The 15,084-nt window shown below is 70.5% G+C and carries 17 protein-coding genes; 5 read left to right on the top strand and 12 right to left on the bottom strand.

What is annotated here, in order from left to right:
- Nucleotides 1-12: 12 nt before the first annotated feature.
- Nucleotides 13-687, bottom strand: a complete 675-nt coding sequence (locus G7043_RS35715; protein ID WP_166053084.1) for an SDR family NAD(P)-dependent oxidoreductase — start codon at nucleotides 685-687, stop codon at nucleotides 13-15.
- A gap of 100 nt (nucleotides 688-787) precedes the next feature.
- On the opposite strand from G7043_RS35715, the gene G7043_RS35710 reads away from it, so the two are divergent.
- On the top strand, nucleotides 788-1,435 hold the full coding sequence (locus tag G7043_RS35710; RefSeq protein WP_166053083.1) for a TetR/AcrR family transcriptional regulator: 648 nt from the start codon (nucleotides 788-790) through the stop codon (nucleotides 1,433-1,435).
- 222 nt (nucleotides 1,436-1,657) lie between these two features.
- On the opposite strand, the gene G7043_RS50115 is transcribed toward G7043_RS35710, so the two are convergent.
- Nucleotides 1,658-2,827: a zinc-dependent alcohol dehydrogenase gene (locus G7043_RS50115; RefSeq protein ID WP_166053082.1), complete on the bottom strand. Its 1,170-nt coding sequence runs from the start codon at nucleotides 2,825-2,827 to the stop codon at nucleotides 1,658-1,660.
- Nucleotides 2,824-3,234: a hypothetical protein gene (locus tag G7043_RS35700; RefSeq protein WP_166053081.1), complete on the bottom strand. Its 411-nt coding sequence runs from the start codon at nucleotides 3,232-3,234 to the stop codon at nucleotides 2,824-2,826. The genes G7043_RS50115 and G7043_RS35700 overlap by 4 nt, the downstream gene beginning before the upstream one ends.
- Before the next feature lie 106 nt (nucleotides 3,235-3,340).
- Between G7043_RS35700 and G7043_RS35695 the strand changes: the two genes are divergently transcribed.
- Entirely contained in the window at nucleotides 3,341-3,583 is a 243-nt protein-coding gene (locus G7043_RS35695; protein ID WP_166053080.1) for an acyl carrier protein, read from the top strand.
- A gap of 37 nt (nucleotides 3,584-3,620) precedes the next feature.
- On the opposite strand, the gene G7043_RS35690 is transcribed toward G7043_RS35695, so the two are convergent.
- The 3 genes from G7043_RS35690 to G7043_RS35680 are packed head-to-tail and all read right to left on the bottom strand — an operon-like array spanning nucleotide 3,621 to nucleotide 6,155.
- Nucleotides 3,621-4,061: a DUF2243 domain-containing protein gene (locus G7043_RS35690; protein WP_166053079.1), complete on the bottom strand. Its 441-nt coding sequence runs from the start codon at nucleotides 4,059-4,061 to the stop codon at nucleotides 3,621-3,623.
- Nucleotides 4,058-5,278, bottom strand: coding sequence for an Nramp family divalent metal transporter (locus G7043_RS35685; RefSeq protein WP_166053078.1), 1,221 nt, complete (start codon nucleotides 5,276-5,278; stop codon nucleotides 4,058-4,060). The genes G7043_RS35690 and G7043_RS35685 overlap by 4 nt, the downstream gene beginning before the upstream one ends.
- 13 nt (nucleotides 5,279-5,291) lie before the next feature.
- On the bottom strand, nucleotides 5,292-6,155 hold the full coding sequence (locus tag G7043_RS35680; protein WP_166053077.1) for a manganese catalase family protein: 864 nt from the start codon (nucleotides 6,153-6,155) through the stop codon (nucleotides 5,292-5,294).
- Nucleotides 6,156-6,352: 197 nt separating this feature from the next.
- Between G7043_RS35680 and G7043_RS35675 the strand changes: the two genes are divergently transcribed.
- A complete protein-coding gene (locus G7043_RS35675; protein WP_166053076.1) occupies nucleotides 6,353-7,060 on the top strand; it encodes an AfsR/SARP family transcriptional regulator in 708 nt (235 codons plus the stop codon).
- Nucleotides 7,061-7,075: 15 nt separating this feature from the next.
- Here the strand turns inward: G7043_RS35675 and G7043_RS35670 are convergent, their stop codons facing one another.
- The 6 genes from G7043_RS35670 to G7043_RS35645 form a co-directional block, all read right to left on the bottom strand.
- Nucleotides 7,076-7,357 (bottom strand): DUF3040 domain-containing protein, encoded by a 282-nt coding sequence (locus G7043_RS35670; RefSeq protein ID WP_166053075.1) that lies wholly within the window; start codon nucleotides 7,355-7,357, stop codon nucleotides 7,076-7,078.
- A complete protein-coding gene (locus G7043_RS35665) occupies nucleotides 7,347-7,799 on the bottom strand; it encodes a GreA/GreB family elongation factor (RefSeq protein ID WP_166053074.1) in 453 nt (150 codons plus the stop codon). The genes G7043_RS35670 and G7043_RS35665 overlap by 11 nt, the downstream gene beginning before the upstream one ends.
- Nucleotides 7,800-7,923: 124 nt before the next feature.
- Nucleotides 7,924-8,091: a hypothetical protein gene (locus G7043_RS35660; RefSeq protein ID WP_166052946.1), complete on the bottom strand. Its 168-nt coding sequence runs from the start codon at nucleotides 8,089-8,091 to the stop codon at nucleotides 7,924-7,926.
- Nucleotides 8,092-8,098: 7 nt separating this feature from the next.
- On the bottom strand, nucleotides 8,099-9,358 hold the full coding sequence (locus G7043_RS35655; protein WP_166053073.1) for an NAD(P)/FAD-dependent oxidoreductase: 1,260 nt from the start codon (nucleotides 9,356-9,358) through the stop codon (nucleotides 8,099-8,101).
- 84 nt (nucleotides 9,359-9,442) lie between these two features.
- Nucleotides 9,443-10,990 carry a PucR family transcriptional regulator gene (locus G7043_RS35650; RefSeq protein ID WP_166053072.1) on the bottom strand — a complete coding sequence of 516 codons (1,548 nt, stop codon included), beginning with the start codon at nucleotides 10,988-10,990 and terminating at the stop codon, nucleotides 9,443-9,445.
- A 105-nt stretch (nucleotides 10,991-11,095) separates the two neighbouring features.
- On the bottom strand, nucleotides 11,096-12,319 hold the full coding sequence (locus tag G7043_RS35645) for a bifunctional glycosyltransferase family 2/GtrA family protein (RefSeq protein WP_166053071.1): 1,224 nt from the start codon (nucleotides 12,317-12,319) through the stop codon (nucleotides 11,096-11,098).
- 134 nt (nucleotides 12,320-12,453) lie between these two features.
- On the opposite strand from G7043_RS35645, the gene G7043_RS35640 reads away from it, so the two are divergent.
- A complete protein-coding gene (locus G7043_RS35640) occupies nucleotides 12,454-14,004 on the top strand; it encodes a hypothetical protein (protein WP_166052944.1) in 1,551 nt (516 codons plus the stop codon).
- A 336-nt stretch (nucleotides 14,005-14,340) separates the two neighbouring features.
- Nucleotides 14,341-15,081 carry a ribonuclease activity regulator RraA gene (locus tag G7043_RS35635; RefSeq protein ID WP_166053070.1) on the top strand — a complete coding sequence of 247 codons (741 nt, stop codon included), beginning with the start codon at nucleotides 14,341-14,343 and terminating at the stop codon, nucleotides 15,079-15,081.
- The last annotated feature ends 3 nt before the right edge of the window (nucleotides 15,082-15,084 follow it).

Here is a 15,084-nt window from a genome sequence, read left to right as displayed (position 1 = left end):
TTTCCGGACGGATCAGACGGTGAAGACGCGTTCGGCGTCGTCGTGGTGGGTGTGCAGGTCCCAGTAGACCGGGGCGATCTCCTCGGCCGTGGCCGTCGGCGCACCGGGCGGGCCGTCGGTGCCGATCCACACGCCGATCGCGACGTGCGCGGCCTGGATGCCGGTACCGGCCAGCTCCTTGTGCAGGTTGATCACCCAGTTGCGCAACGCGGCCTGGGCGGCGTTGGCGTTGCCGAGCATCGGGAGCGGATCGATCGAACCGGCACCGCCGCTGTACAGCAGGGTGCCGGCGCCTGCCTCGCGCATCGCGGGCAGCACCGCCCTGGTCGCGGTGATGGCGCCGTACAGGTTGAAGTCCATCTCGCGGCGCACGTCGTCCGGAGTGGTCTGGGACGGAGTCGTCAGCGTGGTCGTGGCGATCGTCCCGGCCGGGGAGTACTCCAGGACGTCGATGCCGCCGAACCTGGTGGCGGCGTTCTTCAGCGCCTGGGTCAGCGCCTCGTGGTCTAGCACGTCGGCGGGGAACGCGGCGGCGGTGATGCCCTGGGCGGCGAGCTGGTCGACCAGGCTGTCGAGTTTGGCCTGGTTGCGGGCGACGAGGGCGACGTCGAACCCGCGGGAGCCGAAGGTGCGAGCGATGGCGAGGCCCATTCCGGGACCCGCTCCGACGATGGCGATGGTGGGCACAGCGGTCCTTTCACCTAACCGGAAAGGCCTATCCAGTTCCGGCTCGGCCCACCGTACACCAAAAACGGAAAGGGTGTTCCAGTTAGTTAGACTGACCCTCATGCCCGCCGAAACGTCCTTGCGCAGCGACGCCGAGCGCAACCGCGCGCGGATCCTCACGGCCGCCCGCGCGGTGTTCCGGCGCGACGGCCTGAACGCCTCCATGGCCTCCGTGGCCCGCGAGGCGGGGGTGGGTCTCGCCACCCTCTTCCGCCGCTTCCCCGCGAAGGAGGACCTGGTCGCCGCGGTCTTCTCCGACCGGATGGACGCCTACGCCGACGCGGTCGCCACCGCCCTCGCCGACCCCGATCCCTGGCACGGTCTCACCGAGTTCATCGAGACCGTCTGCGCGATGCAGGCCGCCGACTACGGCTTCGCCGACGTGCTGACCATGACCTTCCCGACCGCCAAGGGCCTGGAGCAACGCCGGGACGAGGCGTACCACGGCGTGGTGCGGCTCATCGAGGGCGCCAAGGCCGCGGGCAGCCTGCGTCAGGACTTCACCCCGGAGGACCTCGTGCTGCTGCACATGGCGAACGCCGGTGTCGTCAACGCGACCGGCGATGCCGCTCCCGGCGCCTGGCACCGGGTGGTCGCGCTGATGATCCAGTCCTTCGAGGCTCCCGCCCGCGGACCACTGCCCGCCTCACCCGAGCCCGACGCCATGTACCAGGCCATGCTTCGCGCCAGCCGCCAATGCCTCCCCTGAGCAGGCCGCCAGAAGTTGTGTCCGTTACCCGACCAGACCAATGCCCACCCCAGCCCCGCCCTCATTTTTCCCGGCGCGGAGGTTTCGGACAGCACATCCGGCCAGGTGCTCAGACGAGCAAGTCCCGAACTGGTCCGAGGATCGGCTCACGCTCCTGGCCTGCCTGTCGGCAACCGGGGTGGTTCCTCCGAACCACCCCCGCGCCAGTCGTGAGGCGAGAAATCACAGGCGGAAGACCGAGCGGACGCACTCGTCTTCCTTCTTCTTGAACAGCTCGTAGCCCCGCGCGCCCTCGCTCAGCGGCATGACGTGCGTCGCCAGGTGGTTGGTGGCGAGGTCGCCGGACGCGATGCGGTCCAGCAGCATCGGGATGTAGCGCTGCCCGTGCTGCTGCGCGCCGCGTACGGTCAAGCCCTTGTTCATCAAGGCGCCCAACGGGAACTTGTCCACGACCCCGGTGAAGACGCCCAGCACGAACACCGATCCGCCCTTGCGGCAGTTGTAGATCGCCTCGCGCACCGCGATCGGGCGGTCCGTCTCCAGCTTCAGCTTGCTCTTCACCTGGTCGTACACGTACTGCGGACCGGTCGAGTGCGCTTCACAGCCGACCGCCTCGATGCACACGTCCGGGCCGCGACCACCCGTGGCCTCCAGCAACGCGTCACCGACCGAGGTTTCGGCGTAGTTGATCGTCTCCACGCCGAACACCGACTCCGCCTGCCTCAACCGGTAGTCGAAGCGGTCGATGAGCAGCACGCGTTCGGCACCCAGCAACTGGGCCGCGCGGGCAGCCATCTGGCCCACCGCGCCCGCGCCCCACACGGCCACGACATCGCCCTGCTTGACGCCCCCCAGATCCGCGCCCATCCACCCGGTCGCCGCCGAGTCGGACGTGAAGAGGGCGCTCATGTCGTCCACGGCCTCGGGAATCGGGATCGCGGTGTGGTCGGCGAACGGCACGCGCACGTACTCGGCGTGGCTGCCCCGGAAGCCGCCCATCGCGTGTGAATAGCCGAAGATGCCGCCGGGATCGGCTCCCCACAGGTGCTGGGTGATCGCCGGGTTGGTGTTCGTGTTGTCGCACAACGAATACAGCTCGTTGCGGCAGTACCAGCACCGGCCGCAGGCGATGAACGAACACACCACCACGCGGTCACCCGGCCGGTGCCTGGTGACACCGGGCCCGACCTCGACGACCTCGCCCATGAACTCGTGGCCGATCACGTCACCCGCCTGCATGAACGGGATGTGGCCGGTGAGCAGGTGCAGGTCCGAGCCGCACACGGTGCTCAGCCGGACCTTGAGGATCATGTCCTGGTCGTTCAGCAGCTGGGGATCGGGCACGTCCTGCACGCGGACGTCGTTGATCCCCTCCCAGCACAACGCCTTCACAGCCGACCACCGCCACCGGCCCGGCTGGTCACCCGTTGCAGCACCTTGCCCATCGGGCCCGGATGCGTTGGCGCGGTGTCGGGCTGGATCACCTCGCCGGCCTCCAGCACCGCCTTCGCCTTGCGCAGCGCCAGCCTGACGTCGTCGTGCGACACCTCACCGGCGGGCTTGGCCCTGAGTTCGGTGCCCTTGTCGCCGGTCGCCGGCCGGATGCTGATCTCGATCTGGTCCCGCCACCGCGCCAGGTCGTCCGGCAGCGAGGACTGGACGTCGTCCGGTGAGCGGTTCACCGTCACGACCAGCCAGCGATCGGCCTGCTGGACGGCCGGGGTGCGGCGCCGTCGCCTGGCCACCGCCGCCACGGTCACCACTCCCGCGGCTAGAAACGCTTTTCCTGCTGTGTTCATGTTTCCGACCTCTCTCGGAGCACGAGTGCCGGGGATACCCCTGGCGCACCGGTTCAACTCGATTCGCGCGGGTATCACCCCCGTACGACAACCACGGGAGGTAGCGATGGCAACCGGTGAGACCGGCTTCGACGACGTCACCTACGACCTGATCTCCGTGCAGTACCACGCTCTCAAGGCAGGGCACGACTACGGCCAGTACGTCCGGGACGCGGACAACGCCGGTCGTCAGGACATCGCCGACTTCTTCCGCCGTGTCATGGAAGAGGATTCGGCGCGTGCCAAGCAGTGCCACGAGTTCATCGCGGCGCTGTCGGGATCGAGCGAATCCGGGCCCGCGGTCAGCTGAGCGGAACCCACACCGGTGATCACCGCCAGCGCGGATGTCATGCCCGCGCTGGCGGATTCGCCGACGCGCGCCTGCTCATCAGGACACCGACCACGACCAGTACCAACCCGGCCGCCAGGAACGCGAGGTCGTAGGCCAGCTCGCCTGGTCCGTGCCGGACGTGGTGCACGCCGAGGACGTGGTGGTCGACGATGCCCTCGACGAGGTTGAAGACACCCCAACCGGCCAGGATTCCGCCTGCCAGCACGGCGTTCGGCAGTGGCGGCCGCCGGTTGAGCATGGCGACGCCCACGAGCACCAGCAGCAGGCAGAGCAGGTGGAACAGGCCGTCGCCGAGCATCATCAGATGCACGTCGTCCAGCGGATACCACCCGGACAGCATGTGGTGCCAGCCGAGCAGTTGATGAATGACGATGCCGTCGACGAAGCCGCCGATGCCCAGTCCCAGCACCAGTGCCGCGCGATCCACCCACCTCATCCCGTCACCGTCCGCACCAGCAGGAACAGGTTCAGCGCCGAGATCACCAGGGCCGCCACCGCACCCGCCGCGGTGACGCCGCGACGGTTGACCGCCGCGCCCATCACGTCGGCGCGCCGGGCCAGCAGCACCAGGGGAACCAGTGCGAACGGGATGCCGAACGACAGCACGACCTGGCTCAGCACCAAGGCTTTCGTCGGGTCGACGCCCGACGCCAGCACCGCCAGCGCCGGTGTCATCGTGACCGCCCGGCGCAGCCACAGCGGGATCCGCCGGCGCAGGAACCCCTCCATGATCACCTGTCCGGAGTAGGTGCCCACGCTGGACGCGGCGAGCCCGGAAGCCAGCAGCGCCAACGCGAACGCCAGCGCCGCACCGGGACCGAGCAGCTGCCCGAGGCCGGAGTGCATGTCCTCCAACGACTCCCGCGGCGCACCGGCCTGGTGGAACGCCCCGGCCGCCACCACGAGCATGCTCACGTTCACCATTCCGGCGATGCCCAGCGCCGCCACGATGTCGGTGCGGCTGGCCCGCAGGGCACCGCGCTGGGCGTCCGGCGAGGTCGTGTGGTGGCGTTGGGTGAGCGCCGAGTGCAGGTAGATCACGTGCGGCATGACCGTGGCACCGAGCATGCCGGTCGCGAGCAGCACGCTGTCGACCCCGGCGAAACCCGGCACGAGCCCCGCTGCCGCGCCGGTCAGCGGCCCGAGGTGCAGGGTCTGGTAGAGAAATCCGCCGAGCACGATCGCGAGTAGGCCGATGATCACCGACTCGAACCGCCGCCGGCGCAGCGGGGCCAGTGCGAGGATGCCGAACGACACCACCGCGGTGATCAGCGCGGCCGGCAGCAGCGGCACGCCGAACAACAGGTTCAGCGCCACCGCCGCGCCGACGAACTCCGCCAGGTCGGTGGCCATCGCCACGAGCTCCGCCTGCACCCACAACAGCTTCGTCACGGGCCGCGGGTAGTGCTCGCGGCAGAGCTCCGGCAGGTTGCGGCCGGTCACGATGCCGAGCTTCGCCGACTGGTACTGGATGAACATCGCCAGCACGCTCGCGCTGACGATCACCCACAACAACAGGAATCCGTGCGTCGCGCCGCCCGCCATGTTCGTCGCGAAGTTGCCGGGATCGACGTAGGCGACCGCGACGACGAAGGCGGGTCCCATGACGAGCGCGGCCGACCGGACGCGAGCTGGCATCGTGATGCCGACCATCTTCGAGGCCTCCTCAGGTGAGCTTGCGGATGGCCTTCTCGATCAGCCCGAGGTTCGCGGGGCTGGTGGCGTACAGCAGCGGATCCGGTTTCGGCGCGGACGCGTGACCGCCCAACGGCTCCGGGTCCATCACGTAGGAGAACTCGTGCGCGCCGTCCGGCGCGGTGCCGGACGCCCAGCCGCCCTCGGCTCCCAGCGCCCCGTCGGAGTTGTGCCAGATCGTCCCGGCGTGCTCGGCGTGTTCCTCGTCGAACAACGCGCTCGGCGAGATCGGGCCTTCGAGGCCGTCCTCCTGCAGTTCCTCGATCGCGGCGAGCCACATGTTCTGGTGCGCCGTGTCACGGGCGAGGTTGAACTTCAGCATGTCGCGGACGCCGCTGTCGTCGGTCATGTTGTACAGCCGGGCCGTCTGCAGCCTGCCCTGCGCCTCGGCCGCGACGTTGGCGCGGAAGTCGGCCATGAGGTTGCCGCTCGCGACGATGTACCGGCCGTTCCACGGCACCCCGTTGGCGTCGGACAACGTGGGCCCGCCACCGCTCACGATGGCCTGCTGCGGGTCCATCCCGCCGATGATCGCGGCGACCACCGGGTCGTCGGACACCGCCTTGGCGGTCACCTCGGACGGCGCGCCTTCGAGCAGCCGCGCCACCATCGTCGCGAGCATCTCGACGTGGCCGATCTCCTCCGTCGCCACGTCCATGATCAGGTCCTTGTACTTGCCCTCCATCCGGCAGTTCCAGCCCTGGAACAGGTACTGCATCGTCACCGTCATCTCGCCGAACGCGCCGCCGATCAGCTCCTGGAGCTTGCGCGCGTAGTGCGCGTCCGGACGGTCCGGCTTCGCTTCGAACTGCAACCTGCTGGTGTGCAGGAACATCTCGCCTCCCGTGGGGGTGTGACTCCACGGCGAAGCTAGGCACCCGCTGTGACCCGTCCGACTCCTTGCCACCACTCCCTCGACACGGCCGCGTCACCGCCGCTGGTCAGGACGGAGCAATTTCGCCGCGGGGTGTGTGAGTCGGCAACAACCGGGCATCCGGCGACTCCTGGCCACGAGAGGAGTGAGCCTCCACCATGACCGAGCTGACCTCCGCACCGGACCAGCGGCTGCATCTCCAGTTGCTCGACGGTTTCCGGCTGGGCTTCGGCCGGACACCGATCCACGTCGTGCCCGGCGCCCAGAGACTGCTCGCGCTCCTCGCCCTGCGTGCGGCGCCGGTGCCGCGCGCCGTCGCCGCGGCCCTGCTCTGGCCGGAGGCCACCGCCCGCCGCGCCGGCGCCTGCCTGCGCTCGTCGTTGTGGCGGCTGAGCAAACCGGTACAGCTGGTCGTGGCCGTCGACGACGCGCTGACCCTGGACCTCGGGGTGGACGTCGACTTCCGGCGCGCCTGCGCGTTCACGGCCGAACCGGGCGCGAACCCCGCCGCGGTGGCGCTGCTCAAAGCCGACCTGCTGCCGGGCTGGGTCCAGCCGTGGGTGCAGGCCGAGCGGGACTGGTGGTGGCAAGCGCGGTTGCGCGCGCTGGAGGTGCTGAGCGAGAAGCTCCGGTCCTGCGGCGACCACCACCACGCACACCAGGCCGCCCTGGCCGCCGTCCAGACCGATCCCTTGCGGGAAAGCGCTCACCGGACCCTCGTCGAGCTGCATCTCGCGGACGGCAATCCCGCGCAGGCGGTGCGTCAGTACCAGAGCTACCGGGCGCTGCTGCGCGCGCAGCTCGGACTCGAACCGTCACCGCACATCCACGACCTCATGCGGCCGCTCCTGCGAAGCACGCGGTAGCGAACACGTCGGAGATCAGTCGGTCACCTGGCTCCGGCGGACCTCTGGCCTGTTCCGGCGTTGCAGTGCGCCCCAGGTCCACCCAGCTACCAGCGCACACCCCAGCGCGCCGGTCGTGTGCCCGAGCACCAACGCGACCACGCCCAGCACCACGGCGAGGACGATGAGGGCCGCATGGACGTGCCGGTGGTGTGCACGCTCGGAGGGCCATTCCAGCGTCTTGGCGAGTTTCGGATCGTCGTCGGAGAGGTTGCGTTCGATCTCGCACAACGTCTCGCGTTCGCGGTCACTGAGCACGACGCACCTGCCCGTAGGGCACGGCGTTCAGCAACGTGACGACGACCTCGACGCCGCTGGGTGTCCGGTAGGCTCGCTGTTCCCCTTGGCGGGCACCGTTGACAGCCGCTCCCAACGGCGAGTCCGGCGAGTAAACCTCGATCGTGCCGTGTTCCGCGCCGCGTGCGCCGAGCAGGAACGTCTCGGTCTCGCCGGTGTCGTCGAACCGGACGGTGAGCACCATGCCGGGTTCGGCGACGCCGTCGTCCGGAGGGTCTTCGCCCACGATCGCGTTGGTGAGGAGGTCGTTGATCTGGCGGACGCGCGTCTCTCGATCCCGCTGGGAAGTGAAGTCGCCGGTCTCGGCGCTGCCGCGTCTCGGCGCGAGCAGGGCCGTCAGTTCGTTGCGGAGCCGGTGATGCGCCTGCGGTGTCAGCCACACGCGCGGTGCGGTGCTCGTCATGATGCCTCCGTTGCAGGAGTTAGGTGCCGTCAGGGCGGTCTGGGGGGAGGTCCCGCCCTGACGGCGGGGGCGTCCGTGTGGGCCGGGTTCGGTCGGTCCACGACCCGCACGGACAGGAAGAAGGTCAGTGGTTGTCGCGGCGCAGCACGGCTTCGAAGTCGTGGGCGTAGCCGGTGGCCACGCGCACGAGGATGTCGCGCTGGACGCGGAGGAAGTCGTTCTCCTTGCGCAGCCACGCCAGTTCGGCTCGCTCGCCGTCGGTCAGCGGCGGATCGGTGGGGTCGGTTTCCACGTGGCGCTCACCTGACGGGGTCGAACTCGCGCAGCGCGGCGGGCTGTTTGCCGGTGGTGATCTGCTCCGCCAGCAAGCGTCCGGTGACGGGACCCTGGGCCAGGCCCCACATGCCGTGCCCGCCCGCCACGTACACGCCCGGAGCGCTGGTCGCGCCGATGAGAGCGCGACCGTCCGGGGTGACCGGACGCGGACCCACCCAGACGTCGGTGCGGTCCTCCCACCACACGCCGTCGAGCAGCGGCCGGGCGGAGGCGATGATCGCGTCCACTCTCGCCGCGTCCAGCGGTGCGTCCGGGTGGCGGAACTCCATGGTGCCCGCGACTCGGAGACCGTCCTGGTAGGGCGTGCACGCCACGCGTGCTTCCGGCAGGTAGACCGGACCGCGGACCGGCTTGCGCACGGGCACGGTGAACGAGTACCCACGCCCGGCCCGGACCGGAATGCGGACACCCGCTCGGGCCGCGAGTGCCGAGAGCCAGGCGCCGGTGGCCAGCACCGCCACGTCAGCGGAAATCGCGTTGCCGTCCTCGGCTTTCACGGTGACTCCGGCGTTGTCCGCACAGACGTCGGCCACCTCGAACGAACGGATCGTGGCCCCACGGGCCACCACCGCGCTGCCCAGTGCCCGCACGAACCCGCCGGGGTCGGCGAAACGCTGCCCGTCGACGCGCACACCGGCCGCCAGCGCGGGCGACGCCAGCGGGACCTGTTCCCTCAGGTCCTCTGTGGACAGTTGCGCGTACTCGACCGGTTGTCCGGTCGCCGCAAGCCGTTCCAGCTCCCGCACGAGCGACTGCGCCTGCCTCGCGGAGGTGAAGGCCGCGGTGATCGGGGCGGCGACGGTGGGCGCCTCGACGCCGTTGGCGGTGAGCACGTCGTAGGCCTCGATGCTCTCCTCGTTGAGAGGGATGTTCGCCTTCGCCACCCTGGTCCACGACGACCAGCGGCAGTGCGCGGCGAAGCGGGCCAGGAACGACCACAACTTCGGGTCGGTGGTCAGCGGGATGTGCAGTGGCGCGGCCGGGTTGAACAAGGAACGCAGCCCGTAGCGCAGCACCGCCGGTTCGTTCAGCGGGATCGCGAGCCCCGGTGCGATCCACCCGGCGTTGCCCCACGACGCGCCCGCCGCGACGCCGGTCCGGTCGACCACCGTCACCTCGACACCGCGCTCCTGCAGAAACCACGCCGTGGACAGGCCCACCACACCCGCACCGACCACCACCGCTGAGCGCGGACCGCCGTCAAGGCGCTCGACGCCGTCCATCCCTGCCTCCTGTCATCGCTGGTCCCGATGCCAGGATGCGGCGGAGGAGGCCCGAACCGATTGTCCGATTCCTACAATCGCGGGTCAGCGATTGTCGGTTTCCGACACCGTTGCCGCGAGGTCGATCATCATCGCGACCCGCTTGGCGGCGTCGTCCAGCCCGAGCCGGGTCACCTCGTTCATCTTCCGCAGCCGGTTGCGCACGGTGTTGCCGTGCACGCCGAGCCGTTCACCGGCCACGGCCAGATCGCCCTGCGCCTCGAGCCAGGCTCGCAGCGTCGCGACGTAGTCGGTGCCGTGGTCGCCGTCGTGCCTGCGCAGGTCCGCCACCGGCCCGCGCGCGGACGCCCTCCCGACCCGCGCCGCGGTCCGCAGCCGCTGCAACAGGATCTCGTCCCACGACTCGTCGTAAGCGGGCGGAGCCGTGTCGCCGGCCCGCATCTCGTGCAACGCCAGGCATTCGTCCGCTTCCTGCCGGGCAGCCGGCAGGTCCGCGGCCTCGGCGACCGCGCTGATCCCCGCCGACGTCGTGACGTTGCCGGGCAACGCCGACCTCAACGCCGCCAGCCAGTCCCGCGCCGCGTCGACCTGCTCGCCCGGCAGGACGGTGTAAATGCTGTTGCCAGCCAAGGCACTGCGTCCCGGTCGCGACCAGCCGAACCCGGTGGTCGCCTGTTCGAACGCCAGCAACACGGCCGCGTGCCGCTCGTCACCGACGTGCGCGCGCACCGCGACCACCCTGGCGGGCCCCGGCGGCAACCCGAGCTGGCTGATCACCGTCGCGGCGTCCGCCGTGCCCTCCAGCAGCCGGATCACCCACTCCGACTCCACCTGGCGCTCCAGGTCGGCGCTGGCCCGCAAGCGCAGCAGGTGCAGCGCCACGATCCGGGCGCCATCGGTCAAGGCGGTGCGCCGCGTGCCCTCCAGCGGCGCCGGGCACGCCACCCAGACCGCCCCCAGCAACTCCCGGCCCACCCGGACCGCGACCACCATCCGCCCGGTCAGGCCACGCGCGGGTTCGCCGGAGACGAACAACGGTTCATCGGACGCCAGCAGGTGCGCCCGCACGCCCGCCGCATCGAACAACTCCCGCACCCACGCGGGCACCTCCCGCCGCATGATGGTCTCCAGCCGTGCCGCGTCGACCTCCTCCTGCGGTCCCGAGTAGGCCAGCACGCGCGACAACCGGTCCTCGATGGTCACGGCACCACCGATGGCGGTGGCGAGACTGTCCGCCAACGCGAACAAGTCGGTGGGACCGCGCCCCGACTCCGTCTCCCTGCCCTCGAGCACCAGGCCGTAGACGACACCCGCGAGCTGGCTCCACGACAGGGCCGGATCCGCGAGCATCACCGCGACCCCCTCGGCCTCCCCCACCGCGACGGCGTCCGCCAGGAGTTCCTCACCGCCCCGCACGAGCACGACGACGGCACGCGCCGACACCGCCGCCCGCACGGCCTCGACCACCGACCCGGCCCCGACGGCGAGATAGACGTCGCCCACCTCGGCCCGATCGTCCGTGGCATCTCTCAGCACCACACCGCGCAACTCGGCTGACCGCGACACCGGACAGCAGCACAACCGGACTCCGTACCCGCCCAGCACGTTGACCAGACGGTCCAGCCTCACCATGAACGAACTCCCTGCCGCGCCGTTGACGCCACCGTAGATGCCGCGATCGCACAAGGCATCCCCGAGGACGAGATCCGTGATCTCCGGCCGGAGTCCGTGCCGGTCTCACCGAGCACTCCTGCGGAACACCCAGTTGCGGAACAACAGGAACCTCAACACGGTGGCCACGAGGTTGGCCAGCACGACGGCGAGGATCTCCGCGTGGCCACCCGGCGCGGTCACCTGCTGGATGAGGACGAGCGAGGCACTCGTGAGACCGAGGCCCAGGCCGAAGACGATCAGTCCCTCGAACTGGTGGCGCACCGCGCCCGCGCCTCCCCGCACCCGGAAGGTGAACCGCCGGTTGGCCGCCGTGTTGGCGATCGCGGTGACCAGCAACGCGATCAGGTTGGCCGCCTGTGCGCCGATCCCGCCGCGCAGCAACAGGAACAACGCGAGGTAGGCCAGGGTGCTCGCGACGCCGACCGCGCCGAACCGCACCAGCTGGGTGAGCAGTCCCGCCGGCACGCCGGGCCGTGGCTGTTCCAGCGGCGCCCGTCCCAGCCGGACCCGCAGTTCCGCGATCGGGATGACACCCGAGGCGAAGCCGCGCAACAGCCGCGCGATGCCCTTCACGTCGGCGATGGCGGTCGACACGATGTCGACCCGGCTGTCCGGGTCGTCCACCCAGTCCACCGGAACCTCGTGGATGCGCAGTCCGGCGCGCTCGGCGAGCACCAGCAGTTCGGTGTCGAAGAACCAGCCGGTGTCCTCGACGTGGGGCAGCAGTCCGCGGGCGACGTCGGCGCGGATGGCCTTGAAACCGCACTGCGCGTCACTGAACCGGGCGGCCAGGGTGCTGCGCAGGAGCACGTTGTAGCACCGGGAGATGAACTCCCGCTTGGGACCGCGCACGACGCGGGCACCGCGCGCCAGCCTGCTGCCGATCGCGATGTCGGAGTGACCTGACGTCAGCGCCGCCACCAGGGGAGGCAACGCGGCGAGGTCGGTGGACAGGTCGACGTCCATGTACGCCAGCACCGCGGCGTCCGATGTGGACCACACCGCCTTGAGTGCACGACCGCGGCCCTTCTCGGCGAGGTGCACCGACCGCACCTCGCTCATCTCGTCCGCCAGCGCGTCGGCGATCTGCGCCGTGCCGTCTGTGCTGGCGTTGTCGGCGATGGTGATCCGGAACGAGTGCGGGAACCGTTGCGTGAGATGCGCGTGCAGCTTCCGCACACAGGGGGCGAGGTCGTTCTCTTCGTTGTAGACGGGGACCACCACGTCGAGCACAGGTGCGGTGGTGGCCGTCGCCGTGGTTTCGGGAGCGGGCGTCGCGAGGCTCATGCGGCCAGGGTCTGCAGCGGAGATTGGCGCCCGATGTGGCAGAGCTGTGCGGAGGCTGTGAGGGCCGCAGACAGCCGCCGTTCTGGGGCCGGGCCGAGTCGTTGCCGTGATCACGGCCACGCAGGCTGGCGTTCATGCGAGCTGGGGTTTTCCTGCGCTGGGTGGCGCATCCACTGACTGTTGGGGCCACTGCGGTCCTGTTACTCAACGACCACGTCTTCAAACAGGCGTGGCCAGGTCTCGTCACCGGCAAGCTCAGTGACGTCGCCGGACTGGTGGTGGCACCGGCGGTGCTGGGGCTGCTGTTCGGGCTGTTCCGCGCCGGGCGGATCGGCGCCGCGGCGGCGACACTGCTGACCGGCGCCGGATTCGCGTGGGTCAAGCTGACCGGCACGGGCGCCGAGGTCGCGTCGGCGGTGTGGTCGGTCGTCAACGGTCCGTCGGTGGTCCTGGCCGACCCGAGCGACCTGGTCGCGTTGCCCGCACTGGGCCTCGCCTGGTGGACCTGGCGGCGGGTAGCCCAGGCGCCGCCGCTGCCGGACCGCCCGGCCCACCAGTTGCGGGTGATCTTCGCGGTGCCGTTCGCGGTGCTGGCGGTCGCCGCGACCTCGGCGCCGGGCTACACGCTCCCCTCGGTTTACTCCGTGCAGCTCGTGGGCGACCAGGTGGTGATCAGGGCGGACGGACGGTTCTACGGCTCCCCCTCCGGTGCCGGCGACTGGACGCCGCTGCCCGAGACGCCGCCCGGTGCGTTGTCCGAGCGCCGGCAGTTCGAAGCCTGCGCACCCGATGACGCCGCACACTGCTACCGGGTGCACGGCGACCCCGACGTCGACTTCGGGGACGACACGCCACGCGGCGGCCGTCTGCTCGGCGTCGACGAATCGACCGACACCGGCCGGACCTGGCACACCGCCTGGGAGGTGCCGGCCGCCCGCTGGCAGTTCGTGAAGCGCCAGCACCCGTTTCCCGGCGGGGTGGACCGCCCGGACATGGTGGCCAGTGTGGACCTCCTGGTGCGCGCCGTCTCCGGCGGACACGAGGTGATCGTGGCCAACGGCGTGGAAGGGCTCGCGGTCCGCGGCGCGGACGGCACCTGGCGTCGCGTGCCGGTCGTGGTCGCGGCGACCGGGCTGGACATCCGGCCCGCGCCGCTCACCGGGTTCGGCCAGGTGATCGGCGACGACGTCAGCAACGCCGGCATGATCACTCTGCTGGCCCTGCTGATCGGGATGTGGGTCGCGGCCGGCCGCAGCCGTGCCCGGCTCGGACACGTGCTCGTCGCGGTGCTGCCACACGTCTTCCTCCTCGTGGCGGCCATCCCGGTCACCGGCGCGGTGGTGTTCTTCACCTCCAACTCCGGGACGTCGACCGCGCCCAAGCTGGTGCTCGCGCTGTACCTGGTCGGTATCGGTGCCGGTCTCACGATGGCGCAGGGCGCGGTGCGCCGGTCCCGTGCGGCGGTGGTCAGCGCCGCCGCCGTGGTGACCGGTCTGGCGTTCCTCGGCCCCTTCCTCGGCTGGACCGTCGGCCTGCCGGCCGCGCGCGGGACGGCCATCCAACTCGGTCTGATCCTCGCGGCGGGAGGTCTGGTCCTGGTCGTCGCGACCGCCTGGTGGGCCGGCCGCGACCAGGGCCGGAGGGTGGCCGATCCCGACCGGGTCGTCCTCGACCAGCACCGGTGAGGATCCTGGCCGGCGACGGGAAACTCGCGAAGCTCTCGATGGCGCCCCAGGTTCATCGACGACGAACTCGCGGCGATCCCGGGGATCCTCGCCGTGGACGTCATCCTCACCGAGCCGCGTCGCCACTGGTTCGACAGTCACCGAACATGGCTGAGCCGGGCGAGGTGTGGCGGCGGGATCGGCAAGGCCAGTTGGTAGTAGCAGGAGTTCCGGTGACTGAGCACTGAATCGCTTGCGGGACAACACCCGCAGGGATCGGTCGAAGTGGACGAGATGCTCCGGCGTTGGCCGCACTAGGCTCGAACCGGAGACTCATCGACTGAGGGAGCTGCCGACGTGGTCGAGACGCACGACATCGTTCGCCCGCCCGCCGAACTCAGTGCGGCCCTCGCGGCCATCGGCAGCGCGACGGCCAGCGCCGAGCTCAGCCGCATGGGCATCCGCAGCGCGTTCATCCGCGGCCCGGTCTCGGTGACGCCCGGTGTGCGCGTGGCAGGGCCGGCGCTGACGCTGCAGTTCCTGCCCAAGCGGGAGGACCTGTATCCCGTCGACGAGTACGCGGAGCCGGAGAAGCAGCTGCACCGGCACGTCATGTACCACGCCCAGCCCGGCGACATGATCGTCGTCGACGCGCGTGGTGACATGGGCAGCGGCGTGTTCGGCGAGATGATGCTGACCTACTTCAAGGGTCGTGGCGGTCTCGGTGTGGTGGTCGACGGGTGCCTGCGCGACATCGGCGAGGCCAAGCACCTCGGCCTCGGGCTGTGGATCCGTGGTGCCACACCGAACTTCCACGCCCAGACCGACATCGTCCCGGCCGCCGTCAACGTGCCGGTGGCGTGCGGGGGCACGCTCGTCGAGCCGGGCGACATCGTCGTCGCCGACGACGACGGGGCGGTCGTGGTGCCGGTGAAGCTCGCGCCCGCGGTGCTGGCGGTCGCTCGGGAGCACGCGGAGTGGGAGGAATTCTCCCGGATGCGGCTGGCCGAAGGAGGCGATCTGCGGCGGTACTACCCGCTGTCGGACGAGGCCCGGCCCGAGTACGAGCGCTGGCGTGCCGAACAGGGCAAGGCATGACTC

It is taken from the genome of Lentzea alba (assembly GCF_011067745.1).
Classification (GTDB): Bacteria; Actinomycetota; Actinomycetes; order Mycobacteriales; family Pseudonocardiaceae; genus Lentzea; species Lentzea alba.
Note: the sequence above shows the minus strand (reverse complement) of the source record. Positions and strands in the feature narration are given on the sequence as shown.

Coding starts and splice junctions, on each gene's coding strand:
- G7043_RS35710 (WP_166053083.1), top strand. CDS start 788: ATGCCCGCCGAAACGTCCTTGCGCAGCGACGCCGAGCGCAACCGCGCG.
- G7043_RS35700 (WP_166053081.1), bottom strand. CDS start 3,234: ATGAACACAGCAGGAAAAGCGTTTCTAGCCGCGGGAGTGGTGACCGTG.
- G7043_RS35695 (WP_166053080.1), top strand. CDS start 3,341: ATGGCAACCGGTGAGACCGGCTTCGACGACGTCACCTACGACCTGATC.
- G7043_RS35690 (WP_166053079.1), bottom strand. CDS start 4,061: ATGAGGTGGGTGGATCGCGCGGCACTGGTGCTGGGACTGGGCATCGGC.
- G7043_RS35685 (WP_166053078.1), bottom strand. CDS start 5,278: ATGGTCGGCATCACGATGCCAGCTCGCGTCCGGTCGGCCGCGCTCGTC.
- G7043_RS35680 (WP_166053077.1), bottom strand. CDS start 6,155: ATGTTCCTGCACACCAGCAGGTTGCAGTTCGAAGCGAAGCCGGACCGT.
- G7043_RS35675 (WP_166053076.1), top strand. CDS start 6,353: ATGACCGAGCTGACCTCCGCACCGGACCAGCGGCTGCATCTCCAGTTG.
- G7043_RS35665 (WP_166053074.1), bottom strand. CDS start 7,799: ATGACGAGCACCGCACCGCGCGTGTGGCTGACACCGCAGGCGCATCAC.
- G7043_RS35655 (WP_166053073.1), bottom strand. CDS start 9,358: ATGGACGGCGTCGAGCGCCTTGACGGCGGTCCGCGCTCAGCGGTGGTG.
- G7043_RS35650 (WP_166053072.1), bottom strand. CDS start 10,990: ATGGTGAGGCTGGACCGTCTGGTCAACGTGCTGGGCGGGTACGGAGTC.
- G7043_RS35645 (WP_166053071.1), bottom strand. CDS start 12,319: ATGAGCCTCGCGACGCCCGCTCCCGAAACCACGGCGACGGCCACCACC.
- G7043_RS35640 (WP_166052944.1), top strand. CDS start 12,454: ATGCGAGCTGGGGTTTTCCTGCGCTGGGTGGCGCATCCACTGACTGTT.